Raw genomic sequence first — 24791 nt, forward strand, 5'->3', positions numbered from 1 at the left:
CTGGCGAATTTAGCATAAAGTCCGGTGTTGAAATAAAGAGGTCGGTTACTGCGAGCTGTGTTCGATGTAAGTTGATGCTAATATTATTATTACTCAGAAAGCATTAGTAAATCGCACTTTTCATGAAGATTATGTGACTTACATCATCTATGTTTTGTTTTTCTGGGGCACGTTCTGTGAGGCTTGGCCAATTGTCAGTGCCAACACCTAGATTTGATATTTTGGTTGACCTTTTTGTGAAATTGGTCAGAAGTACTGGTAAGGGATGTCGCCGAAGGGAAGATCGGTCTCATTTCGATAAATCGGGAATTCCGTAGCAGGCGTCGTTTGTCTGTGTACTTCAAGGGAGAATTTAGAAGAATGTTCCGCAAGTCTCATTTTATTGGTGCTGTGCTTACATCTGCTCTTATGGTGGGCGCGACCGTTGCAGAAGCGAAGACCCTGAAGGTCAGCCATAACCTGCCGACTGACAACCCGGCACATATCTCTCTGGAGTTCATGGCAAAGCGCGTTAAAGAGCTTTCCGGTGGTGATGTTAAAATGCGCATCTTCGCAAACGCGCAGCTTGGCACACAGCGTGAATCCGTTGAACTGATGCAGAACGGCCTTTTGGACATGGCCCGTTCCAATGCAGCAGAAATGGAAGCTTTTGAAGAGTCTTATTCCGCGTTGACCCTCCCATACATCTTTGAGAGCGAAGACCACTATTACAAAGTGTTGACCTCTGATGTTGCTGAAGACGTCTTCATGGCTTCCAAGGACAAAGGCTTTGTTGGTCTGGCGTTTATGGTGGACGGTTCCCGCTCGTTCTATGCAAACAAAGCAATCAACAGCCCAGCTGATCTGAAGGGTATGAAGATCCGCGTGCAGCCTTCCCCATCCGCAATCCAGATGGTTGAACTGCTTGGCGGCGCGCCTACCCCAATCTCCTTCGGCGAGCTGTATTCCGCTCTGCAGCAGGGCGTGGTTGATGGTGCTGAAAACAACCCGCAGGCACTGGTTGATGTGCGCCACGGTGAAGTTGCAAAAGTCTACTCCCGTGATGAACACACCATGATCCCTGGCGTTCTGATGGTCTCCACCAAAGTGTGGGACGGCATGGAAGCGGACAGCCAGAAAGCGCTGAAAACAGCTGCACGTGAAATGATGGACTTCCACCGCGATCTTTACAACAAGCAGACCCTTGAAGCGATTGAAGCTGCAAAAACCAAGCTTCAGGTGAAGTTTGTGGAAGTTGAAAAAGCTCCATTCATCAGCGCAGTTCTGCCTATGCATGACGCACTTGCAGAGAAGTCACCTCAACTGGCTGATCTGGTTGCACGCATCAAAGGCCTTGCAAAATAAGCAAAACACTCTCCGGGCAATGAACTTAAACCCCGTCTCATTTGAGGCGGGGTTTTTGTATGGAAAACTGTGTTGGCTTTAGTCCGGATCAACCTTGATGCCGAGGCCGTGCAACAGAAGGTGTTGCTGGCTGGCAGAAACAATCATGCCCCGATATCCGCGCAGGCTTGTTAAGAAGAGCGCACCCAGATCAGCACCTCGCAAGTCCGCGTAGGTCAGATCAAGATCTTCCGTCTCCGCATCAGAAAGCGTGTTGCGCTTCAGGTCTGCATTGGTCAGGTTCGTGTTGGACAGATTGCTGCTGGTCAGGTCGCAATCGGTGAGAATGCATTCCTCCAGATCCAGATCAGACAGAGTTGCGTAGTTCAGCTGGCAGTCGGTGAATGTTGCCCGTGTCTTCAACGCGCGTTTGCCCGCAACCTTGCCAAAGTCACAGCCCGCAAGTGAGGCGCCCGTCAAACGGGAGTTTTGGAAGGTGATGCAGAACATTTGCGAATACGGAAAGATGGTGAGGCGCAGATCGCAGTTGTGAAACTCCACATTACTAAGGTCTGCATGGCGAAAGCACCCGCCTGCCCGTGTGTCGGCATAATAAAAGCTGCAGTTTTCAAACTTTGCCTCACGCAGATCGCAGCTTTTGAAGGTGCAGGCCGGGAACTGGGTGTTTTTCCAGCTGCTTTCACGAAAATCTACGGAATTGAAGTCACCTTCGGGCTCAAAACTGCAATTGAGAAACTGCGCATCCCGCAGGTCTTTGCCCTCAAGCCAGGACGCTTCCAGCTCAGCATCTTCAATTGGTCTGCCAGATTCCAAAAGAGCCGAGAATTTTTCATAGGTGAGAGCGGTGGAAGTATCTGAGGAAGTCATGTGAGCACCGTGATGAACGAGGAGATAACCACTGTGCCATGTGCAGTGGGTGCGTTCAATCCGACAGGTTCAATTAAGCAAGAAAAGACCGGCGTCGCCTTTTGAAATATGGAAGGCTAAGCCGGCTAGGCAATAATTTGCAACAATACAGGCGGCTCATTTCCCAAGCAAACAAACCACCAAGCAGCAAACTTAAGGACCGAATTGCGGTTGAAGGTATGCCTTCTGTGCCAAGACTGCCTCCGAAAACCTGTGCTCCCGACGCCTCTTGTTTGCTGAGTTAAATTTACTCAGAATTTTTCGAGGTGACTTGATGCAATTGCACTAATTTTCTGCAGAAAAACATAAAATTCTAAAATAGGGTGGTAACGCGCTGATATATCTAGTGAAAATATCAGATTATTTTCCTCGCCAATATGTCAGATGCATGAAATTGAGGGGGTGGGTTTAGGCCACTGAGGGAAAACCCTGAAGGGATTATATCAGGCCTGCCACGGATAGCGTGAAAGCGTGGTCATCACCAGCCGCACGATCTCCGTTTGCGAGCCAACATCCAGCCGCCGGGACACGTTGGCGATGTGGTTTCGTGCGGTATTGTAAGAAATGCCGAGTTGCTCAGCAGCGTCTCGTGTTGACGCACCATTGGTCAGCGCCTTCACAACCTCGGTTTCCTTCGGGGTGAGATTCAGCAGATGGCTGATCATCTTGTCTGGCACTTCGGCAAAATCGGTCGGATCAAAGATCATCATCAGGCAGTATTTTGGTCTGGCCAAAAATTGCGAGAGATACGCAGGAGCGTCCTTTTGGGTCTCGATAGGCTGGATAAAGACCAGTGTGTTCGGACCAAATTCGTTACGGATGATGACCGGAGACGGCAGAGTGTGGGTGTAGATGGACTGTCTGACCGCGCTTTCCAGTGCGCTGGCCTCATCCACGGCCTTGGCAGAGAGCCGCATATAACGCCCAAGCTGCAAGTTGGTGTGCTTGCTCAGCAGTTTTTCGGCGCGCCCGTTCATCACCTGCACGCCGCTGTTTTCATCCACCACCAGAGCACTGAATGGCATCTGCTCCAACCAGAATTTGCCCAATGCCTTGGTGGGAGCAACCGCCTCGCGCATGCGGCGCTGCAAAGCCAGCTGAAAAGCATTGCGGAAATACGGCTGCAGGAACTTCACTTCCTCATAGAGTTGGTCCTCATCTCTTTCTGACACAGCATAAGGAAGGGAGATGTTGATGTAGGAACACAAACCGTTCTGACGATCGATCATCAGAGTAATGGCGCGATCGATATTGTTGTTGGGCTCAATGAAGTTGCCGACATAATCAGCGTGGATGTCTTCCTTGCGGAAATGGCGATGTGGCCGGCAGGGCTCTTCAATATCAACCCGCTTTAAAACGGAGGGCAGCGGATTGAGCTGGGCGACGGGCGCAAAGCTGTCGTGGAAGGCCTGCCCCACATTCAAAACCTTGCGATAGTCATAGTGACGGTCCGCCAGGCTTTGCACATTGATGGCAAAAGGAAACTCTGAGTACTTTGTCTGCAGTTGCTTCAACGCATTTTCCAGCGGCTCTTCATTCATGAAGGTCCGGAAGATATCGCTGATACTCTGATCAAGGAGCGGTGTCATAATCTATGGTCTGCAATATGGCTCGAAAGGAGTGGTACAGAGCGGTAATCAAAGATCTCTAATAAAGAAACCGCTTAAGTATTGAGCCGTCAGACGGGTTAAATCAAGTAAGTTGACCGTTTGGTCTAAAAAGAAACTGACGCTGCGATATATCAGCAACAGTGCATAGGTATATATGAGAATATTCTGAATAAAGAGGTGTGCTTGAATACAGGAAAGGCCCGGAAAACCGGGCCTTTGTGGTTTTAGAAGATTGTATTTGGCCGGGTGACAATGCCCCAGTATCTAACGGTAAAGAGGCCAAATGCACCAACCCAGCACAGGGCTGAAAGACCCAGAACCATGAAATAACCCTGCGGATATAGGAGTATACCAAACACCCGCACCGCTGCACTCATGACAATGAGATAGTAGATCGCGATCTCAACCCATGTTGGTTGAAGTGGTCTGCCGGAGTGACCCAGCGCACTGCGTGTCATCATGGCCAGCATCATACCCGCGATGGAACCAACGGTGATCGCGTGGATCGCCAGCACCTGATCCCATGGCGCATCCAGCAAAGCCCCTGCCCGCAGCAGCAACGCAATTGGCAGCCAGGCGTAGGAAACTGGCAGGATCCAGAGGATCGGTTTGCCCCATGTAATCTGAGGGCGCCACAGACCCATCTTTACAATATGCAGTCCGGCAAGCACCAGCAGGCCAATCGCGCGTAGGGTTGCAGCCTCATAGCTCATGCCAAAATAGATGTCGCTGACCAGCAGCAGCACCATGCCAAGACCAATTGCATCTTCAAGACGCTGGTTGCGCACCGCGCGTTTTACGCCGAGAGCATTGTTGGTGAAGAGCGGGATAATACGCCCACCAATGACGGTTACGAAGATCGCGAAGACATCAACAGCCCAGAGGAACACATCGGCAGAGTCATAACTGATCAGATCCAACGCAATGGCGTGGAACAGACCGTTTGCCACAGCCAGCACCAGCAGCAAAGCCACCGCGAAGTAGTTGCGTTTGTTTTTCGCCTGATACAACGGAATTGCGATGCCAAGAGCGGCAAGAGGCAGGAAGAGAAGATCGAGAATTTGCCCGAGAGACCCAAGTGGTCCACTGCCCACAAACAAAAGTACACGCGCCGCCAGCCATAAGGCAAGCAGTCCGCCCAGAACCAAGCCATTCGGCGTACGCCGGCCCGTCCAGTTTTGAACGGCGGTGTAGAGGAAGCCGATGAGAATGGCGACCGCAAAGCCAAAGATCAGCTCATGAGAATGCCAGAGCACACCTTCAAGCGGGCCATTGACCTCGACAAACCCGATAATAGAGGCAACCCAAAGCGGAACGCTGATGGCCGCATACGCTGCACCAACAATATAGAACGGACGAAAGCCGAGGGATAAAAATGCTTCCCAGGAGAAAGCTGCGCTCGCTCTGGGATGCTTCGGCATAGTTTGTGTTTGCTGCATTTATCAGATCTCGGTCGGCGAAGGATCTGCCTTCGCTCATTTTCTTATCAAGGCACAGGAAACGCATTCGACCAGAAGGGATGGAGCGATGGTCGAACTTCTCCACTTATCATTCCTTATAAACATGAAGCTAATACTCATATTTGTGCAATGTCAAATAATTCTAAAATAGCCGCTCCCGCCGCTCGCATATGACGTTTAAGGCACTGATTTCAGTAGGATGGTGGGCCAGTTCAATCAGTTGCGGGTAAGTTGAAATGTGAGAGGCTCCGCCGGATTTTTGCCTTGTTCTGCCTTGAGTCTGACCATATCGAGCGGCGGGACACAGGATTGATTCATTGCACGCATTGCAAGCAGACAGAAACAGCTATGTCATTGCGGGGTCCAACAAGACCTATACGCTGGTGTTTGCGTCCTCTTTAATGGTGCATCTGTTCGCCTACTGGGTGCTGGCCGTGTCGCACCTGCCTCGTAGTTTCCGTGGGAGCCCGGTCAAAAGCATTGGCGTCGAGCTCATTGGCACTGCTCAGTTTGAGCAACTCATCGCGCCGCCAATCCCACAAGAACCTCCAACTGCATCGCTCTCCTCTGCTCCACTGGACGAAGCAGACCCGCAACCTTTGCCGCCGCCAGTCGTGAGAGAAGAAGTCATCCAAACCCCGCAACCGGTTGTTGCGCAGCACTTTCAGTTGGGCCGTTTGCTGGACGCACCTGAAAACAAAGAATTGAAAGATTCGCTTGTTCTGTTTGACCCGTCCGACCAGCGCGAGCAGCTCTGCAATCTGGAAGTGATGGAGCAAATCCAGTTATGGAACGAGAGCTTCAACCCGGAACGCGTGGTCGCCTTTGCTTATAAAGACCCGGTGGTCTTCGGCAATTCCGTCAGCGCAGACGGCGCAGCCTTCCGCAGCAAAGGCGACTGGTACCACCTCACCTACAAATGCACCTACAACCCCACCACCAACCTCGTCACCGCACTGGAATTCCTGGCAGGCGACGTCATCGCACGGTCAGAGTGGGAGGACCATTTTCTGTTTGCGGAGTGAAGGTTACTTGGTGTCGCGAACGGCTCGGACGGCCAGAGAGTAGCCCTGGCTGTGGAAGTCTAGGGCGTAGGTGACGAAGTCCAGATAGTAGTACATGCCTTTCAGCTTCTGGTCTCCAGTGGCGGACCAGAAGTCGGCGTAGTCGGTGAAGGCTGGTGTTGTAAGGTCTGGAAACAGGGCGTGCAGTTCGTCTTTATCAGCGCAGGTGGAATCCAGCAGGCCATAAAGCTCGCGGATTGTTGGCAGACGCCAGCCTTGGCTGTTCTCCGCGAAATGAGAGGCAGCGATGTCTTGCCCAACCTGCATTGGCTCACCGGAACAGCTCTGTGTATCACTCTCCCATGTCATCCCCTCAGCGCAGCGTTTCCATTCCAGCGCGGAACCGGTTTGCTTGAGCAGAGCTCCCTCAAGAGTGAAGCGCTCTTGCAAGGCAGGTTTGTTGCTGCAATCAAGTTGCGCAGCGGCGGGGAAGGCTGACAGGAAGAGGCTGAGAGCGGCACCTGTGGTGAGGGCGAAAGGCTTTTTTGTCATTATAAAACATCGCAAAGTGATTTTTGAAAGATCGCGGTGCGTGCATGTTTTATCAAGCAAACCGCAGCGCTATTTCACTTCACTGACGGGAAATAGTGGTGTGTTTATGGCAGCTTGGGTATTTCCATGATTAACCTGTGCGTCCTGCAAAGAAGAACGGATTGGGGCCGCTCTTAATCTCTTAAAAGATGAAGGACGCGTTATGCCGTTGGTTCCCAAAGCTCAACGGGATTGCCTTCCGGATCATGAATTCTGGCAAAGCGACCAATGCCATCCATGGTTTGCTCCTGAGAGATTTCGATACCAGCCTCGCGAAGCTGGTTGAGCATTTTGTCCAGATCCGCCACACGGAAGTTGAGCATGAAGCTGTGGTCTGGCGGAAAATAGTCGGTGTCCTGAGCAAAGGGCGAGAACACGGTGACGCCCTCAGTTGAGACCCAGGGTGGCATCTCCATATTTGTTGGCGCCAGATTAATACCCAGATGTTGCTCGTACCACTGAGCGACAGCTGCAGGATCTTTTGCTCTAAAGAAGATCCCTCCAATTCCTGTAACTTTTTCCATAGTAGTTCCCCCAAATGCTGGCCGCAGAACATACTCCTCAATTGCCTTGAGCTTCGCAAGGCAAAAGCTTCAAGAGCTGATCAGAGGATGATGGTGGTTTGGGTTGATCGGTTTAGATAAACCGGCTCACCAGAACCTGAAGCAAGGCTTGTCAGGTTCTGGTGAGTGAGCAATGGTTGGAATTAAGCCGCGTCCTCTCCCACATCCCACGTTTCTGCTGCACGCAAGGTTGCGGAAAGGTGAATGAGTTTTTCGGTCATGCTCAGGGGCTTTTCTGGCAGGCCGATGCGGCTGGCGGTGCCGAATTCGGTGGCTTGTTCGCGGAACAGGATGCCGAGGACGGTTGGCTCGCCGTCTTTCTCACCAAGCTCTGCCAGAGCGACGGCCAGTGCGTGGTTGGTTTCGTCATGGACCAGTAGGTCTGCTTCGGTCACGCCGTCTTCTTTCAATGAAACGATATCCAGCCCAAACCCGCCGGGTTTCACGCGAATGCCTTTGTCTTTGTTGACGCCAAACACCATGGGCTGACCATGTTCCACGACGATGGTGTGGTCCGGCCCCTGCTTCTTATCTTTCAGGTGATCAAACACACCGTCGTTGAAGATCACACAGTTCTGCAGCACTTCCACGAAGGCGGTGCCGTCAAAGTCGCGTGCCTCTTGCAAAATAGGGCCAAGCACTTTGGCCTGTGTGTCAATGCTGCGAGCGATGAACTTGGAGCCTGCCCCAATGGCAAAGCGAGCCGGGTTGAGTGGCATTTCCACTGTACCGCCCGGAGAACTCGGCGTGCGCATGCCCTTTTGCGAGGTTGGCGAGTACTGGCCTTTGGTCAGGCCGTAAATCTGGTTGTTAAACAGCACGATCTGCATATCAAGATTTCGGCGCAGCGCGTGGAGCAGATGGTTGCCGCCGATGGACAGGCCGTCCCCATCACCCGTGAACACCCACACATCCAGCTCAGGATTAGCAAGCTTTGCACCGGAAGCAATTGCAGGTGCACGTCCATGGATTGTGTGGAAGCCATAGGTTGCCATGTAGTATGGTAAGCGGGAGGAGCAGCCGATGCCGGAAACGCACAGGGTGTCTTCCAGCTTTGCGCCTGTGTCTGCCAGCATCTTGTGCAGGCTTTTCAAAACTGCGTAATCACCGCAGCCCGGGCACCAGCGAACATCGAGAGAACTGGCGAAATCTTTTGGTTTCAGGTCAGTCATGATGAAACTCCCAGCGCATCCTCAATGATTTTGGCGATTTCGCGGACGAGGAATGGACGTCCCTTCACGCAGGAAACGCTCTCAACCGGAACATCCATCTGGCTACGAAGAACCGTTGCCAGTTGGCCGTTATTCATTTCTGGAATGATCACCCGATCAAACCCTGAGAGCAGCTCCTCCAGATTGGGCGGCAAAGGCCAGAGGTGGCGCAGGTGAATGTGGGAGACGGACTTGCCTTCCAGTTCTGCACGGCGGGCTGCCACACGGATTGGACCCCAGCTGGAACCCCAGCCGAGTAAGGCCAACTTGCCGGTGGCCTCTCCAGATTCCACATGTTGCGGCGGAATGCTTTTCGCCATGGCCTCCAGCTTTTGGGCGCGGATCTGGGTCATAAGCTGGTGGTTCTCACCATCATACGAGATGTTGCCACTGCCCGCCTGCTTCTCCAGCCCGCCAATGCGGTGCATCAAGTCAGCAGTGCCCGGCACAGCCCACGGGCGGGCCATGGTGTCGGGATCGTGGTCATAGGGCAGGAAACCCTCTGGATCTGTGGCTTTCTTGACCGGGAATGGAGCATAGGCTGGATCACTGAAGTCCGGTAGTTTCCATGGGGCACTGGCATTGGCAATGTAGCCATCAGTAAGCACCATGAGTGGTGTCATGTGCTTTGTGGCCAGCTTGGCTGCTTCCACGCCCATGTCAAAGCATTCACCCGGATGGGCTGGTGCGATGACAGGCAGCGGTGCATCCCCGTTGCGGCCCCAGATGGCCTGAAACAGATCGGACTGCTCCGTCTTGGTTGGCAGGCCAGTGGAAGGGCCGCCGCGCTGGACGTTGACAATTACCAGCGGCAGCTCTGTCATGATGGCAAGGCCGATTGCTTCCGTCTTCAGTGCTATGCCGGGACCGGAAGAACCCGTCACGCCCAGATGTCCGGCATAAGAAGCGCCAATAGCTGCGCAGATGGCGGCAATCTCATCTTCCGCCTGAAACGAAATCGCACCCAGCTCCTTCAACTTTGCCACGGTGTGCAGCAATGGTGATGCTGGTGTGATTGGATAGGAGCCGTAAAACAGTTCAAGATCAGCAAGGGTGGCGCCAGCATAAAGGCCATAGGCCATGCCTTCATTGCCATTGATGGAGCGGTACTCGCCTTCCATCAATGGGGCTGGTTGAATGCGGTAGCGAGAAACGTCCGGCGGCAGATCGGTGACTTCTCCGTAGAGGTGCCCTGCCTGCAATGCCATGATGTTGGCTTTGGCCACATCAGGCTTTTTGTGGAACTTCTGCTCGATCCAATGCTCAACATCTGCGGTGGAGCGCTCGAACAGCCATAGAACCAGACCAAGGGTCCACATGTTCTTACTGCGCCGCGCATCCTTTGCGGAAAGGCCAGTTTCCTTCAGCGCTTTTTCTGTGTTGCTGGTGATTTCCAGCGGCAGCACGCGGAAGCTGGAGAGTGACCCATCTTCTAGCGGATTGGAGGAAAAACCTGCTTTGGTGATGGCGCGCTCGGTAAAGGCGTCCATATCGATGATCAGCAGACCGTTCTGCTTCACACCTTCCAGATACTTGCGTAGGGCTGCCGGGTTCAGCGCCACCAACGCATCAGTTTCATCACCAAACGTGTCCACCTCGGTGTGGCCGATATTGAGGGAATAGGCTGAGACACCGTAGATCGTACCGCTTGGGGCGCGGATATCCGCCGGAAAATCCGGGAAGGTTGCAATGTCATTGCCAAACCTGGCGGCACTTTCAGCCAGCCGCGTGCCCGTCATCTGAATGCCGTCGCCCGAGTCTCCGGCAAAGCGGACGCGCACATAGTCGACCTCCGGCTGTTGGGAGACAGGAAGTTCACGCGTTGTTGTGCTGTGTTCCAGTCCGTTCTGCATAATCGGCTCCAAAATACTGGCAGCGGCAGTGGCAGAAATCTCGTCTGTTCTTTTGTCCCTCAGGACATTGCCAATCAGCTGAGCCAGAATACCCACTTCTCTGTGGCTTTTTGTAGCCTGTAATAGCAGGAATGGAGTTGCGACCCGTTAACGCAGCCCGCTGGTAATTGGTCGAACAGCCCTCAGCAGTTGTACCGATCTTGGTGGTTTCGGCCTCATGTTTTGCCCTGTATCCCATCCATTCACGTTCTGCACCCTGACAGATTTAAGTTTGGCGTCATTTGCGAGTCATTTGGCGCGATATGGCTTTGAACCGATCCAACTGCATCCCTAGTTTGACAGAGACGAAGAATAACAAGCGAGTTCCAAAAAGACATCTCGCATAAGGTTTCAGGAGTTTCTCATGTCCAACACTATTCTCATCACAGGCGCGTCATCTGGCATTGGCAAGGTCACCGCACAGTCCTTTCACGACAAAGGCTGGAACGTGATTGCAACCATGCGCCAGCCCGAAAAGGAAGAGGAGCTGACGCAGCTTGATAATACTCTTGTAACCCGTCTGGATGTGACGGATGAAGCTTCCATTGAAACGGCTGTTGCTGAGGGCATTGCGCGCTTTGGCAAAATTGACGTGCTGCTCAACAACGCTGGGTATGGCGCTTATGGTCCGCTGGAAGCCTTTTCCATGGAGAAAGTACGCCGCCAGTTTGAAACCAACGTCATCGGCCTGATTGCCGTGACAAAAGGTGTCCTGCCCCACCTTCGCGCCAGCAAATCCGGTACGATTGTGAACATTTCGTCCATCGGCGGCCAGATGACCTTCCCGCTCGGCGCGCTGTATCACGGCACGAAGTTTGCGGTTGAAGGCATTTCAGAGGCGCTTCACTTTGAACTTGAGGCTGCTGGCATCAAGATGAAGATTGTTGAACCCGGAATGATCAGCACCGATTTCGCCGGTCGTTCTTTCGACTTCACCAATGACGAGAGCATGACGGAATACCAGGGTGTTGTGCAAGCGCTGTTCGGTGCCATGAACGGGGGCATGCAGCCTTCCGAACCAAGCGTTGTGGCAGACGTCATCTATACCGCTGTCACGGACGGCACCGATACCCTGCGCTATCGTGCTGGCGCGGATGCCGTCCAGTTTCTCGACAACCGCAAAGCACTGGATGATGCAACATTCATTGGCGGCTTGAAGGAACAGCTTGGCCTTTAGGGTCTGATTGCACCGTTCCCCCAACAGTACAATTTGAAAGCAGAGGATGCGGTGGTGTCCTCTGTTTTTTGTTTGAAGCTTCTGAGACCAGTTGAGGCAGCTGCAGGTCAGGCACAGGAAAAATTGTCGTGGCTCTTAACGGGCAATGCGTGTAGGTTTACCGCAGTCTTTTTCTTTAAGTCTTGCTTCCTCAGGTTTTCATGGAACTCATAATTATTGTTGCCGTCGCCCTTTTCCTTGGCGTGGCATTCGCATTTTACAACCGCCTCTCAGATATCGCGCTCAAACTCACGTTTTTGAATGCACAGATGAAAGAGCTGCATAAGAGCATGGCTGAGCTGCAGGGCCAGCCTCCGAACGCGGCGACTGCTCAAACAGCTCCGACTGCGGCTGAAAAGCCAGCGACGCATCGTGAAACCTATGTGCCGTCTGTGTCGAAGAAGCCATGGATGAGAGACGTGGATGCCAGGAGTAAAGTGGTAAAACCAACGCCACCTCCTGTGCCGAGTACGATCGCCGCGCAAGAGGCACCAAAAGAGGATGCCAAAGCACAGGCTGCAAAGCGGGCTGCTCTAGCTTCTGAACAGGCTTCGGTCTCTGAGAAAGGTGCCGGTGAGGAGCAACATAAACCTGAAAAAGGCGACACGCTTGCTCAGGAAAGTGCCGAGAAAGGCGCTCCAAAATCCGAACAGAAAGCAGGCTCGCATCAATCTGCGCCACCTCAGCCAAAGGCTGATCCGGTTGAAGCGTGGTTTACGGGGGTTGCCCGCAGTATCATCGACAACGTCCGCAAAAACTGGGTTGTTTGGTTGGGTGCCCTGTCGCTTGCTTTCGGCGGTATCTTCTTTGTTCAATACGGAATTGAGAACGGCGTCCTCTCACCAGCCATGCGCATCAGCTGTGCGTTGGCCTTTGGTGTCTTGCTGATTGCCGGCTCCGAGTTCTTCCGCTTCCGGCAGAAAGAGGCGCATGTTGATCCGTTCGGCCCGCTGGTTGCGGCGGCCAGTGGTGGTCTTGCGTCTCTGTTTGGCGCCACAGTGGGCGCTTATTCGCTTTATGGGTTGATTGGCCCAACGACCACCTTCATCGGATTGGCGCTTGTGTCATGGCTCGCGATTGGTGGTGGCCTTCTTTATGGCCCAGTGCTGGCGACCATTGGTATTCTTGGGGCCTATTACTCCCCGCTGCTGGTGGGCGGGTCAGAACCGTCCGCTCTGCTCTATCTCTATTTTGCGATGGTGCTGGCAACAAGCTTTGCGGTTGAACGCTTGCAGCGCTGGATCTGGCTCTCCACACTCAGCGTTCTTTCCGTTTTCGTCTGGGTATTCCTGATGCAGATCCAGATGCCGGAACAACAACTGACACCGCTCATGCTGGCCGCAATTCTCGCGCTGACGATTACGGTGCCTGCCTTTGGTTTTCCGCCGAAGTCAGCGATCTCCTGTTGGCCTTTAGACAACGCGTTTTGGGACTACAAGAAGACCTATCCAGCTTTGCTAAGCTACGCCGTGACAGGTCTCGTACTGCTGACCGGGTTGTTCTTTGCGGGTGAAGACATGGGTCTGGCACGACCAATGACGCTGATGTTCGCCGGTTTGCTGGTCGCCTATGTGTTCTTTTTGAGTAAAGCGGAAAGCCTTGACCTGATTGGACCAGCACTGCTTGCAGGCTTTGCGTTGATGATGTGGATGCCGAAGGCGCTGGCCTGGCAATCTGTGCCAGACGATAAGCTGTTCTATCTTGCCACTTTGGCTGTTACGATCACAGCGGTGACAGGAGGCAGCTTGTTACGTGGCCAAACCTCCACGCGTGCGTGGTTCTGGAACTGGTCTGCCGTCGCCTTGCCGGGGCTTGGCGCGGGGGTCTACTTTGTCTACACGGTCCTGCACGCGCCAGAGCTGCTGAGCGCTATCGGAGCCTTTGGCTACCTGTTTGCGCTTGCTCTGCAAGTTTGCGTGGCGGTCTACCTCCGCAAGTCAGCGCATAAGTTTGAGTTTGGGACTGAGGGCAGTGCCGCCCTTGCCTTCCTGCTATTCCTGCCATTTGCCTACTACTTCTTTGGCGAGATCACGCTTCCGATGGTTCTCATGATCGGAGCCGTTGCGGTTCTTGAAATCTCAGATCTGTTCGGGCTTAGCATAGCACGAAAGGCATTCTTTGCTTACCTGAGTGGCATGGTCTTTTTCACCACGCAGCGTTACATCGACGGATTTGGCGAAGCGGGTTACGGAGACATTTCGCTGCTGTTCCTGCCAGTGCTCGCGCTCAGCGCATTTGGCTGGTGGCGCGGCCAGCAACGCGGGGATGAGAGCGAAGCAGTTGTGTTTGAAACGACTGTCTGGGCAGCCCTATCCCTGTTCTTCTGCGCCTTGCTTCAGGTGTTCTACCGCGAACAGGGCGACATGCCCATGTATGTGATGCATGGGTCCTATGCCTTTGTTCTGGCAATTCAGGTTTCCGTTCAGCTGAAGCGGATGAGCTTCTCAAATTCCTTCGCCAAATTGAGAAGAGGACTATTCCATTGGTACTGGGCCATTGCAGTGTTGAACTGTCTGGTTGCGATTTTGGCCAACCCACTGGCTCGGGACCACGTCTTCGGCTACTTCCCGATTGATAGCCTCTCAATTGCCTATCTGTATCCTGCTCTGGCATTGCTGTTGGCAACTGAGCGCTTCTGGACCCGTGAGGCTTACCTGCAAAACGTGACACGCGGTCTGGCGGGCGTCTTGCTGGTTATGTTTGTCGGGTTGGAAATCCGCGCCTTCTGGCAGGGGCCTGTGTTGACAGCGCCTGGTGTGGTTCTGGAGGAACTCTACAGCTACACCGTCGCGATGCTGATCTTCTCAGTTGGGCTAATCGCCTTTGCCTCAGTGAAGCAACGTAAACGGGTTGGGCAGGCAGGACTGGCGTTCATCATCATCACCTGCCTGAAAGTGTTCTTCATCGACATGTCGGGTCTGTATGGTCTTGCCCGCGCAACATCGTTCATTGGTCTTGGACTAACACTGGTTGGTATTGCCTGGGCAAACAAACGGTTCTTGTCGTTTGACACGCCAGTTGAAGAGGACGAGCCGGAGCTCAAGCCTCAGCAAGATCAGGCTTAATTCATCAAAAGGCCGGAGAGAGCAAACACGTCTCTCCGGCCTTTTTGTTAGGCTGGAGCAAGTTCACCAGTTGCCTGTAAGTGGGTGTTCATCACACTCAGGAAGGTGGTCAGGTCAATGTTGCCACCCGTCAGGATCACACCTGCCCGTTTGCTCTGTAAATTGTGTTTGTTCGCCATCAGGCCGGCTAGTGGTGCAGCCCCTGCCCCTTCTGCCAGATTGTGGGTGTCTTTGTAGTAGGCCGCCATCGCTTCAGCAATCTGCGCCTCGCTCACGCTGACCACATCTTCCGCGCCCTTCAGGATGATCTCCAGCGGCTGTGCCTGCGGGTCGCGGCAGGCCATCCCATCTGCGAAGGTGTTGGCTGTATCTGTCTGGATTGCCTTGCCAGCTTTAAAGGACAGTGCAAAGGCAGCTGCGTTTTCAGCGGTCACGCCAATGATCTTGGTTTTCAGGCCGAGCAGATCGCGAACCGTGATGAGGCTGCAAATACCGGAGCCCATGCCAATTGGCACATAGACCACATCCAGATCAGAAACCGCACGGTACAGCTCCAGCGCATAGGTGGAGACACCTTTGACGATGTTCTCGTGGAATGGAGGCACCATGTGATAGCCGTGCTTTTCCTGCAATTGCTGTGCAACCACGCGGCTTTCATCAAAATCCTTGCCGGCAACGATCACATTGGCTCCAAACGCGCGCATGGCGGCGTTCTTTTCCAGTGAGTTGCCTTCGGGCACAACAATATAAGAGGGAACGCCATTTCGGCTCGCGCCAAGAGCAACGGACTGACCATGATTGCCACGCGTCGCCGTCACCAGCCCGGTGGGCTTTTGCGCAGACTTCATCAAGGCATCCACATAGGTGAACCCGCCACGAGCCTTGAACGAGCCTGTTGGTGTATGGTTTTCATGCTTCACGAAAACATCAACACCACTACGTTCTTTCAGCAATGGCCATGCATAACATGGGGTTTCGGGGACAAACTGCTTAACAGTGGTGTGGGCAGCTTCCAGATCCTCTAGCGAAAACAGCGGCATTCGATTTCCTTTTGGCAGTTAAAAACACTTTGCCATGAGCTTAAAACCTGACGCCGATGATGGCTTTCAAAATACTGACCTAAACGCCTTTGGCCAATGTCCCCTTGTTTGCCGTGGGTTAGTCGGCTTATAGATAATGCGTCGGAAATCAGATGAACCTATTGAAGCAACTGAGGCTATGAGTTCAGCGCGGGACATTATCAGCAAGTGGAAGCTGCAGTTGTTGCCAAGCAGTGCCTATGCTGTTGCCTACACGGCGGCGCGGGCCTCAATCGGGTTTGCGTTTGAAAGCCAGCGCGGGGCGCATTCTTTTGACAGCGATCGCCGGGTTGATTTCTGGACCCGGCCCAACAGCCTCGCCTTTGTGCCGAGAGGATGCGATGTCACCTCGGAGAGCGAGCGCGGTGGCGAGTATCTGACTTTTACGGTACCAGCTGAACTCCTGCCAGATCGCGGAGAACAGATGCGCTTCAACCATGCCATCTCGGCTGATGCGATTAAAGCTGCTTTTCATCTTCGCAAGGCACTTCTTTCAGCTGAGCCTCAGGACACCTTAGCGACAGAAGCTCAGCTCTATGCTCTGCTGGATGTGGTGGAGCAAGTTCAGGCAGGCGCCTATGAAGATCCTCCATCCGCAGCGTCTATGACAGATACGCGGCTGAAGCGGGTGGAAGAGTTTGTCGAAGATCACCTTGCCCGGCAGATGTCCATGTCTGATCTGGCAGCATGTGTGGATCTGTCAGCGGGCTTTTTCAACCGTGCGTTCAAAGGCGCCACTGGCAAAACACCCCATGATTATGTGGTCGAGCGACGCATGGCGCGGGCGCGCAAACTTCTTGGCGCACCACACAGCACTCTCAGCCAGATTGCTTATACCTGCGGGTTTTCTTCCCACGCACATATGAGTTCAACCTTCAAAAAACGCCTTGGTGTTACGCCCACCCAGCTTATGACGAGGCAGGTTTATCCAGCGCCAGCACGTTCAACTGTTTGACGTGATACTCAAGCACGTGCCAGCCCATTTTCTCATAGAACGGGGTGTTGTTGTCTGAGGCGCACAGATACACACGTGAGTACCCGTTTTCAAATGCCAGTTGGGCCATGCGTGCAACAAGGGCTGTGCCAATACCTTCGCGGCGATGAACTTCTTCGGTCCACACAGCGGCGACCCATGGTGTCAGTTGAGGACGGGCGGCAAAGTCGCTTTCAATCAGCAATGCGCTGCCAAGGTAGGTTCCGTCGCGGTGGGCAACAAAGGCGGTGGGGACAGCTTCAGGACAAAGAGCTGCGCGGACTTTGACTTCGATCTCGTCTTGCAAAACGCCTTTGTCTCGCCACCAGGTCTGCCAGATGCGATGGGCAATGGTGGGAATTAAATCGGGGGTTTCGCTCATTTCAGAAAGGGTAAAAGTGCGTTCTAAACTTTCCATAGGACTGGTGACCTGTAAAATCTAAATCGGTGTACCTCCTCCGGAAACGCTAATGATTTGTCCTGTTATTTTAGCAGAGCCCGGACCGGCGAGGAAGTTGATCGCTTCGGCTACTTCGTCGGGCTTGATGACGCCCAGATGAGCGTTCTGCTCGACTTTTGAGATGAGGCTTGCAGCAAAAGGATCTCTTTGAAGCTTATCATAAAGAGGGGTTCCACGTACAACACTTGGGCTGACACAATTGACCCGGATGCAATGCTGTTTGGCTTCTACCGCTAGGGCACGGCAGAACATGGAGATGCCTGCTGTTGCAGACCCTACGGCTGTGCTGCCAAAGGTCGGGATTATGGAAACATCCGAGGTTAAACAAATAATTGAACCGCAGCGTTGCTTGGTCATAACCGGATAAACCGCATGAATTGGGTGCAGGATACTGCTCATGAGTGAGGTGACCGTGGGCATGAGCTCTTGCAGTTTTATTTCATGCAATGGTTTGGGGATGAGTTCTCCACCAGCCGTGCTGACCAGTACATCGATTCGCCCCATAGCCAGTTCTGCATGGGTAATGGCGGTTTCTGTGCGCTCCGGGTCTGAGGCGTCGCATTGCACAAAATGCAAATATGCGCCGGGAAATTCTGCTGCAAGTTTGCTCAGAGCATTGCGGCCCTTGGTGACATCGCGCCCGCATATGGTGAGTTTTTGAAGACCGGATTGGAGGAGTGTTTTGGCAGAAGCAAATCCGATGCCGGATGTGCCTCCGACGATGACTGCTGAGGATTCATTTAGTTTCCGCGCCACAGTGACCTCCAGATGCGACTGAACTCTCGTCGTGATCTTGCTCGCGTAGATGCTCAAAGAGTTGTTTTAGTACAGATGCGGTATGTTTTTGCTCAACACGTGAGAGCCTGACAGGCCAAACAGCAATCAAAGTAACCGGAGCGCTAAGACCTTCCTGACATCTATATGTTTTGCCGCTCGTCACTCAGGCTCGTCGCCAAAGCCGGAAAGAAACGCACCATAATCGATGCTGGCCTCCAACGTTGTCACTCTTGCTTCTGCGTGGCGCGGATCGAGAAAGATCATGCGTCCGGGCTTGGCGTTGATCTCGAGTAGCTTGGGGCAACCTGTTTTGTCGACGCCTATATCCAGTCCCAGTTCCCCAATTGGAGAGGTGTGATAGTCGTCCATACGATGTGCAATGGAGAAACCACACTCCTCGACAGCCGCTTTCACCGCCTCGGCCTTCTTGCCAAACGCGTTGGTGAAATAATCATCCGGATCAATCACATCCGCGCCCTGGCTGAAGTGGGAGGAGATGCAGCCATGTGCGCAGACCCTTGGTCCGATCATCAAGCAGCGCCATGTGCCGCTGATGTCCTTTTGCATCTGAACGCGGCAATCGACAGACCGTCCATCGAACGAAGAAAAGTCGAGACTTTGCTGTACCAGATACTGGTCCAGTGACGTATGACTGAAGGCAAACTCAAACGCGTCTTCCAGCTGCATGAAATCCGCATGCGGGCAGGATAGATCGGTCAACCATTGCAAGCGGTAGCCTTTATCGCGCCTGGACAAGCGCATCAGCAGTTTGCCCCCTCGCCCGTCGACGGGTTTGAGATAAGCGGAGTGATGGCGGTCCAGAATCTTCTTTAAAAGCGGTGGTGTCGGTGCTCGGTGGGTTTCGGGCAGGTACTTGCGCAGCTTTTGCCCGTACATCAGGTGCTCATGCACCTCCCATTTATCAAAGAAGCCGGGATTGTATATATGAGAGCCCAGAGCACGCATCCGGTTCTTCACCGCTTCCACACGCAGTTTGTGCTCTTCGTCGCGGGTGTGAATGCGGTTGTAAATGGCGGTTGGCAGGGGCAGACCGGGTTGGCGGTGACCAGGCATGGTCTCCCCCGTGATTGTGTTTGTCGCCCAGTTGTAATCTTCAGGCGAAAACAGAAAGGCGATGTAGCCGCAGGTTTGCGCGTATGTCAGCATATCCTGCTGGTGGCGGCGCTCAGGATCAAACTTGCCCGCACCCATGATGCCAATAGTCGGGCCGATGTGGATGGTGTCCCCGTCCCGTTTTACGTGAAGGCCATCGATGAGCGCAAGGCCGAGTTCGTCAAACACATCTGCTGGCAGGCCAAGGGCTGACCTGCGCTCTGTGTTGATTGCCGTTTTGGCAGAAAAACGGTGACAAGCGCCTATTTTGAAGGACAGGTGTTCACCGGCCGTGGCGCCGATTTTTTGAAGGGCACCTTTGGAAAAGACCACTTCATTGTTTGAACTGGACACACGATAAAGATGAAGTTTGACAGCGGAAACCACAGGCCCCCCAAGATCAGCTGGAAATCAGGACAAAACAGGACGAAACCGGTTGGGCCGGACCATACAAGACAGATTCTCGCCAAAGCCTTGCGGAACTTGGGAAAGCTCTAATGGTTTAGGTTTTTGCGTGTACTTGGGGGCTTTACGACTCAGTGCGAATCTATGACTGATTCACGTGTACACTGCCGGTTGAGAGGAAGGTTCGAACTGTCAAATCGGTATTTCATCGATTTTTGCACATAAACCGTCATGTCCTGGTTTTTTTGTTGGCTTGGCGAATGTGACGTTTCTTAATAAGATTGTTCTGTCTTATTATGGAAATGTTGCTGTAAAATCGGTGGTTTACGCAATATCTGGTAATTCTCCGGTTCCGCAGTACAAGGACAGCGGAAAGAACCTTAACGATCTCTTAATATTGGTTAATACTCGTTAACTATAAAGATATTGACGCGGGTTTTGAAACGGAGAAGGATGCGCTGTGACGGATTATTTTCGCTCTGAACTTCAAAACCGTCATAGAGGTTAAGAGGCAATATGCTGCTCGCTGCTGAACATGATGAAACTTCTGCTGAGAAGATTGCACGCCATTCTGACTTGTTGTCACGGCAACTGCAATCCTTAAGGGAGAAGATGTATCCGCCTGAAGCTATGAAGAAGCTGAAGACGTTTTCTTCGCGCGAGGTTGCAGGCCTGCTCGGCGTTGCCGAATCCAGTTTGCGCCAGCTTTCACTCAACGGCGAAGCAGTTATCCCCGAAAGGCTGGATAACGGCAGACGCATTTATACCCTTCCTCAGATCAATGAATTACGTCGTTATCTGGCTGAAAAACGCCCTGCAGATGCCCTGCGTCTGGACCCGCGCCGCCGTCATGGCGAGAAGATGCAGGTTCTGGCCGTCGCCAACTTCAAAGGCGGCTCTGCAAAGACCACCACAACCGTCCATTTAGCGCACTATCTTGCGCTTCAGGGCCTGCGCGTGCTCGCCATCGACCTTGATCCGCAGGCCTCCTTGTCTGCCATGTTTGGCTATCAGCCAGAGTTCGATGTCGACGAGAACCAGACGCTTTATGCCGCGATCCGTTATGACGACGAGGAGCGCGTTCCACTCAGCCATGTTATCCGCAAAACTTACTTTGATGGACTCGATCTTGTCCCCGGTAACCTGGAACTGATGGAATATGAGCACGAAACCCCGCAGGCAATTGCTCAGGGGCTTTCGCGCGGCGATGGTATGTTCTTCCGCCGCATGGCGACCGTCCTGAAGGAGGTGGAAGATGATTATGATGTTGTGCTTATCGATGCGCCGCCACAGCTGGGGTACCTCACCCTTGGCGCGCTCTATGCAGCAACCGGAATTGTCATCACCGTGCATCCGGCCATGCTGGACGTGTCATCCATGAACCAGTTCCTCTCCATGACCTCAGAATTGCTGGCGGTGATTGAAGAGGCTGGCGGCACCCTGAGCCACGATTTTGTGCGTTACCTGCTCACACGCCATACACCCCATGATGTGCCGCAGGTGAACGTTGCAGCGCTTTTGAGAGGTCTTTTTGGTGAGGATGTGTTGGCAGCGTCCATTGTGGAGACCACAGCGATTGCCAATGCGGGACTGGAAAAGAAGAGCCTTTACGAGGTTGAGCGCGGAAACATGACCCGCGATACCCTCAATCGTGCTCTTGAATCGGTCGATGCAGCCAATACGGAAGTGTTCCAACTGATCAAACAGGTATGGGGTCGTCCATGAACAAGGCAACTGATCGTTCCAAGAAGATGCGTGCCATGTTTGGCGGTGTTGATCCGGCTGAGCTGGCGAAATCGCCCGGCCCTGCCCAGTCCATGACGGCGGCAACGAAGCAACGCGTCTCTCCGGGGGCGATCAAGTCTATGCGCAACACCTTCTCCAACGTGGAGAAGGAAAACGAAAAGCTGCGCCAGATGATCGAGGACGGCAGTGTCGCGCATGAGCTGAACACGGAAGACCTTGACCCATCCTTTGTGTCTGACCGTATGGTCGTGGCCAATGATGAGGATTTTGAGAAGCTCAAGGCCTCCATCTCTGCCAGCGGCCAGCAGGTGCCTATTCTGGTGCGCCCGCATCCGGACCTGCCGGATCGTTATCAGATCGCTTTTGGTCACCGTCGTTGGCGTGCCTGTAAAGACCTTGGCATCTCGGTTCGCGGCATCATAAAAGAGCTTTCCGATGAAGCCCTTCTGATAGCTCAGGGTCAGGAAAACCATGAGCGGAAGAACCTGTCTTTCATCGAAACAGCGTTGTTTGCCTCACGTTTGGCAAAGACATTCCCGCAGACAGTCATTTCCAAGGCGATTGGTAAGGACGCGACCACCGTATCCAAGCTGCTCAAGCTGATGAATGCGCTGCCAGAAGAATTTGTCCGCGAGATTGGCCCTGCGCCAAAGATCGGGCGTCCAAGATGGGAAGAGCTTGCTGGTCATTTCAATCACGGCCAGTTGCCTGATCCATTCAAGGCCCGTGTTGATGCCGTGATGATCAGTGCCGACTTTGAGCTTTCTGCAAGTGACGAGCGCTTCAGCGCGATCCTGTCTGCCTGCAAGTCTGCCGAGACAACGGCAGCAATCACAACTGGTTCTATCGCCACAGCCGCTAAGAGCTGGATTGGCGACAAGCAGATCCTGATGAAGGATGGTCCGAATGCGCTGAGCTTTCAGGTGGATGCGAAAAAGCAGCCTGAACTTGCCGCGTTTTTGAAGCGCCGCCTGCCGGATCTGATGGATGAGTTTGAAGAAGAAATTCTGAAGGAGGATGCATGACGGTCTAGTTACGTCTCTTCCAAAGAAAAACGGTCCTGCTGACGGCAATCAACAAGACCGAAATTCCTTGGGTACAAACAAACGATAGCGCTCGATGTAACCCTTTTTTGCATCTTCAAATTACTTCGAGACGCGGTACGAATCAACCCTTCACCAAGGTGTTGAAGCGTCTTTCTGCATGCTAATCGCCAGTTTGTCCCGTTTATCCTCAGTTTGGGGAGGATGTTTTGCGTCCTGACCCATGAGAACACCTACTAGACTTAGTAGGTGAACGGTGTAGCTATGCAATCTGTTGGTTCAGTGGCGTCGTTCAGAAAACTGACGCCGGCAATGGTTGCCAGTCAAAAACTGGCGATGGCCAATGACATTGTGAAGACGACAAAATCAGAGGTCGCAATGGCTTTGAAGAAGGCCGCGCCTGCTTTGGGAATTGATGGGACCACCTATCATATTCTCGATATTCTGATTGGCCTGACGGCTGCAGAGGACTGGTCGCAGGACCGCCGTCCGCTTGTCGCAATTTCCAATGAAAAACTCGCTGAGTATGTCAGCCGCTCCTCTCGTACTGTCGTGCGCTCGTTACGCAGGCTAGTGGAAGCTGGTGTTCTTGCTTACAAAGATAGCCCAACGGGACGTCGTTATATCTACCGCGCGGGTGAAGATCGTCAGATTGAGCGTGGCTATGGGTTGGATTTCTCTCCGGCACGTCAACGTCTGACTGAACTAAAGCAGATTGGTGCTGAGTTTGCAGCCCGTCTTGCCCAGGAAAAGGAAGCCAAGCGTACAATAAGCAGGCTTTCAAGAGCTATGGCAGACCTGTTCCGTCTTGCCAGCCTTGAGGAACTGGAAGTTTCAGAGATCGCATCCGCATTCAATGAGTTGATGGATCAGCCAATGGGTGTTGTTGACCGCGCTGAGGCACTGACCATGCTTCATGAGCTTTTAGTAGCTCGCTTTGATATGAACGAAACACCAGCGGAAAAGGGTGATGCTGGTGTTTCTGAACATGATGTTTTTTTTGATAGAAACTCAGAAATGTCATGCGCAGAAGACAAGGATGTCACCCCATATAATAAAACAACCTCTCAAGACTCTTGGAAAAAAAGTAAGCAACAGCGGAACGCGTCTAACGACGCATCCACAAATACAAGCAAATCAGGTTACACCCGATTTGAAATGGCTCCTGAAAAGGAACCAAAAAGCGAAACTCGTGCCACAAGCCAAAAGCTGAGCAAAGCTGAAAGTCTGAACTGGTCAGAACATGTTGATCCTCATGAAAGCGATCAGTTCTCCCCTCTCCTGTCTGAGGTTTCCCTTGGGTTGATCAGTTCAGCAACTGCAGAAACTCAAGCTGCAATTGGGCTCGATCTTTCCAGCTGGAGCAGTTTGATTGACGCCTCCGACGACATGCGTTTGCTGATTGGCCTCTCTCAAAAAGGCTGGTTTGATGCGAGAAAACGGGTTGGCGATTATACGGCTTCTGCGGTTTTGATCACCACGGTTGAGAAAGCCCTGCGCGATCCGGAAAGCATCGCGCGACCAGCTGGATATTTCCGCGCTTGTGTTGACCGGGCAATTGATGGAAAGCTGGCCTTGCACCGCACGTTGTTTGGTCTGGCCGCCTCCGGGTCCTCTGCTGCAGATAACTAGCGCTGGGTTGGGTGGTTTGCCCTTAGCAATTAGAATTGGATGTGAAACTCATGGCTCATGGATCAGCTACAACGCAAATGCCTCTGATCACGTTGTTTCAGGAGGACGACAAGCAGGAGCTGCGTGATTTTTTGGCGGCAGCCTGGACACAGGCCCATGAGGATGAGTTGGGCACTGAGCTAACCAAACAATTGGTTGCAAGGCTGGAAAGCGAAGATCTTGGCGGCGTTGTTCCTGGAGAATACGGGTATCTGTACCTTGCCAAGAGCGAGCAGAAGATCGTCGGGTCATTGGCCTGTGCCCTTCGCGGCGAAGTGGTCTTTATCTGGGCGTGTTATCTGGCCAGCGACTTTCAGCGCAAAGGGTTGGGCCGGGCACTGATGAAACAAGCTCTCTCCGAGTTCCCTGAGGATAAAGTCGCCGGAATCTATGTGCTTGAAGGGAACGAGGAAGCCAAGCAGTTTTACCAAAAGCTCGGCTTCATTGATTGCGGCGAGGCCGAGTTTGAGGTCATTGCCGACACCTACACCCCTGCCCGCGTTATGCAAGTTCGCATTGCAAACCTGAACTTGGGTTGATCGGGAGCCCGACTGGTACTGCATAATTTCTGCATTCGGCGCTTTGCTCTTTGCTGCTATTGATTAGCTTTGGTCAGGTGCTGAGGTAACATGAAAGCAGATGTCCTTAATAGCCGCCCGAAA

Annotated in this window: 20 protein-coding genes; 9 read left to right on the plus strand and 11 right to left on the minus strand. The window is 53.0% G+C overall.

The features are described 5' to 3' along the window. The first annotated feature begins 360 nt into the window (after positions 1-360). Entirely contained in the window at positions 361-1344 is a 984-nt protein-coding gene (locus PsAD13_RS26525) for a TRAP transporter substrate-binding protein (protein WP_063302959.1), read from the plus strand. Between the two features lie 78 nt (positions 1345-1422). Here the strand turns inward: PsAD13_RS26525 and PsAD13_RS26530 are convergent, their stop codons facing one another. From PsAD13_RS26530 to PsAD13_RS26540, 3 genes are all read right to left on the minus strand, one after another. Continuing rightward, entirely contained in the window at positions 1423-2211 is a 789-nt protein-coding gene (locus PsAD13_RS26530; protein WP_063320003.1) for a pentapeptide repeat-containing protein, read from the minus strand. 482 nt (positions 2212-2693) lie between these two features. Next, positions 2694-3839, minus strand: a complete 1146-nt coding sequence (locus PsAD13_RS26535; protein ID WP_063320004.1) for a helix-turn-helix transcriptional regulator — start codon at positions 3837-3839, stop codon at positions 2694-2696. 245 nt (positions 3840-4084) lie between these two features. Next, on the minus strand, positions 4085-5299 hold the full coding sequence (locus PsAD13_RS26540; protein WP_063320005.1) for an NnrS family protein: 1215 nt from the start codon (positions 5297-5299) through the stop codon (positions 4085-4087). Between the two features lie 338 nt (positions 5300-5637). On the opposite strand from PsAD13_RS26540, the gene PsAD13_RS26545 reads away from it, so the two are divergent. Then, positions 5638-6345, plus strand: coding sequence for a DUF930 domain-containing protein (locus PsAD13_RS26545; RefSeq protein WP_063320006.1), 708 nt, complete (start codon positions 5638-5640; stop codon positions 6343-6345). A 3-nt stretch (positions 6346-6348) separates the two neighbouring features. Here PsAD13_RS26545 and PsAD13_RS26550 read toward each other — a convergent pair whose 3' ends face one another. From PsAD13_RS26550 to PsAD13_RS26565, 4 genes are all read right to left on the minus strand, one after another. Then, complete coding sequence (locus tag PsAD13_RS26550) at positions 6349-6876, minus strand: DUF1566 domain-containing protein (RefSeq protein ID WP_063320007.1); 528 nt, start codon at positions 6874-6876, stop codon at positions 6349-6351. Between the two features lie 200 nt (positions 6877-7076). Next, positions 7077-7439, minus strand: a complete 363-nt coding sequence (locus tag PsAD13_RS26555) for a VOC family protein (protein WP_063287636.1) — start codon at positions 7437-7439, stop codon at positions 7077-7079. A gap of 182 nt (positions 7440-7621) precedes the next feature. Beyond that, a complete protein-coding gene (locus PsAD13_RS26560; RefSeq protein ID WP_063320008.1) occupies positions 7622-8650 on the minus strand; it encodes a 2-oxoacid:ferredoxin oxidoreductase subunit beta in 1029 nt (342 codons plus the stop codon). Then, complete coding sequence (locus PsAD13_RS26565) at positions 8647-10638, minus strand: 2-oxoacid:acceptor oxidoreductase subunit alpha (protein WP_208986958.1); 1992 nt, start codon at positions 10636-10638, stop codon at positions 8647-8649. The genes PsAD13_RS26560 and PsAD13_RS26565 overlap by 4 nt, the downstream gene beginning before the upstream one ends. Before the next feature lie 307 nt (positions 10639-10945). Between PsAD13_RS26565 and PsAD13_RS26570 the strand changes: the two genes are divergently transcribed. Together PsAD13_RS26570 and PsAD13_RS26575 are read left to right on the plus strand one after the other, a co-directional pair. Next, positions 10946-11758 (plus strand): SDR family oxidoreductase, encoded by an 813-nt coding sequence (locus tag PsAD13_RS26570; RefSeq protein WP_063320009.1) that lies wholly within the window; start codon positions 10946-10948, stop codon positions 11756-11758. 200 nt (positions 11759-11958) lie between these two features. Further along, complete coding sequence (locus PsAD13_RS26575) at positions 11959-14862, plus strand: DUF2339 domain-containing protein (protein ID WP_063320010.1); 2904 nt, start codon at positions 11959-11961, stop codon at positions 14860-14862. 47 nt (positions 14863-14909) lie between these two features. On the opposite strand, the gene PsAD13_RS26580 is transcribed toward PsAD13_RS26575, so the two are convergent. Then, positions 14910-15902: a threonine dehydratase gene (locus PsAD13_RS26580; RefSeq protein WP_082826927.1), complete on the minus strand. Its 993-nt coding sequence runs from the start codon at positions 15900-15902 to the stop codon at positions 14910-14912. 136 nt (positions 15903-16038) lie between these two features. Here PsAD13_RS26580 and PsAD13_RS26585 point away from each other — a divergent pair, with 136 nt between their 5' ends. Continuing rightward, positions 16039-16896, plus strand: a complete 858-nt coding sequence (locus tag PsAD13_RS26585; RefSeq protein WP_208986959.1) for an AraC family transcriptional regulator — start codon at positions 16039-16041, stop codon at positions 16894-16896. Here the strand turns inward: PsAD13_RS26585 and PsAD13_RS26590 are convergent. From PsAD13_RS26590 to PsAD13_RS26600, 3 genes are all read right to left on the minus strand, one after another. Continuing rightward, the gene (locus PsAD13_RS26590) at positions 16850-17332 is read right to left on the minus strand and encodes a GNAT family N-acetyltransferase (RefSeq protein WP_063302969.1); all 483 of its coding nucleotides are present in this window, start codon (positions 17330-17332) and stop codon (positions 16850-16852) included. The genes PsAD13_RS26585 and PsAD13_RS26590 overlap by 47 nt on opposite strands. 21 nt (positions 17333-17353) lie before the next feature. Beyond that, on the minus strand, positions 17354-18130 hold the full coding sequence (locus tag PsAD13_RS26595) for an SDR family oxidoreductase (RefSeq protein ID WP_063302970.1): 777 nt from the start codon (positions 18128-18130) through the stop codon (positions 17354-17356). A 180-nt stretch (positions 18131-18310) separates the two neighbouring features. Further along, positions 18311-19651 carry a YheC/YheD family protein gene (locus PsAD13_RS26600; RefSeq protein WP_063302971.1) on the minus strand — a complete coding sequence of 447 codons (1341 nt, stop codon included), beginning with the start codon at positions 19649-19651 and terminating at the stop codon, positions 18311-18313. Between the two features lie 534 nt (positions 19652-20185). Here PsAD13_RS26600 and repA point away from each other — a divergent pair. The 4 genes from repA to PsAD13_RS26620 all read left to right on the plus strand — a co-directional run bounded on the left by repA (position 20186) and on the right by PsAD13_RS26620 (position 24668). After that, on the plus strand, positions 20186-21394 hold the full coding sequence (repA, locus tag PsAD13_RS26605) for a plasmid partitioning protein RepA (RefSeq protein WP_057462928.1): 1209 nt from the start codon (positions 20186-20188) through the stop codon (positions 21392-21394). Beyond that, the gene (gene repB, locus PsAD13_RS26610; RefSeq protein ID WP_063320012.1) at positions 21391-22440 is read left to right on the plus strand and encodes a plasmid partitioning protein RepB; all 1050 of its coding nucleotides are present in this window, start codon (positions 21391-21393) and stop codon (positions 22438-22440) included. The genes repA and repB overlap by 4 nt, the downstream gene beginning before the upstream one ends. Before the next feature lie 282 nt (positions 22441-22722). After that, entirely contained in the window at positions 22723-24090 is a 1368-nt protein-coding gene (gene repC, locus PsAD13_RS26615; protein ID WP_063320013.1) for a plasmid replication protein RepC, read from the plus strand. A 50-nt stretch (positions 24091-24140) separates the two neighbouring features. Beyond that, positions 24141-24668 carry a GNAT family N-acetyltransferase gene (locus PsAD13_RS26620; RefSeq protein WP_063320014.1) on the plus strand — a complete coding sequence of 176 codons (528 nt, stop codon included), beginning with the start codon at positions 24141-24143 and terminating at the stop codon, positions 24666-24668. Positions 24669-24791: the final 123 nt, after the last annotated feature.

Source organism: Pseudovibrio sp. Ad13 (assembly GCF_001623225.1).
GTDB lineage: Bacteria > Pseudomonadota > Alphaproteobacteria > Rhizobiales > Stappiaceae > Pseudovibrio.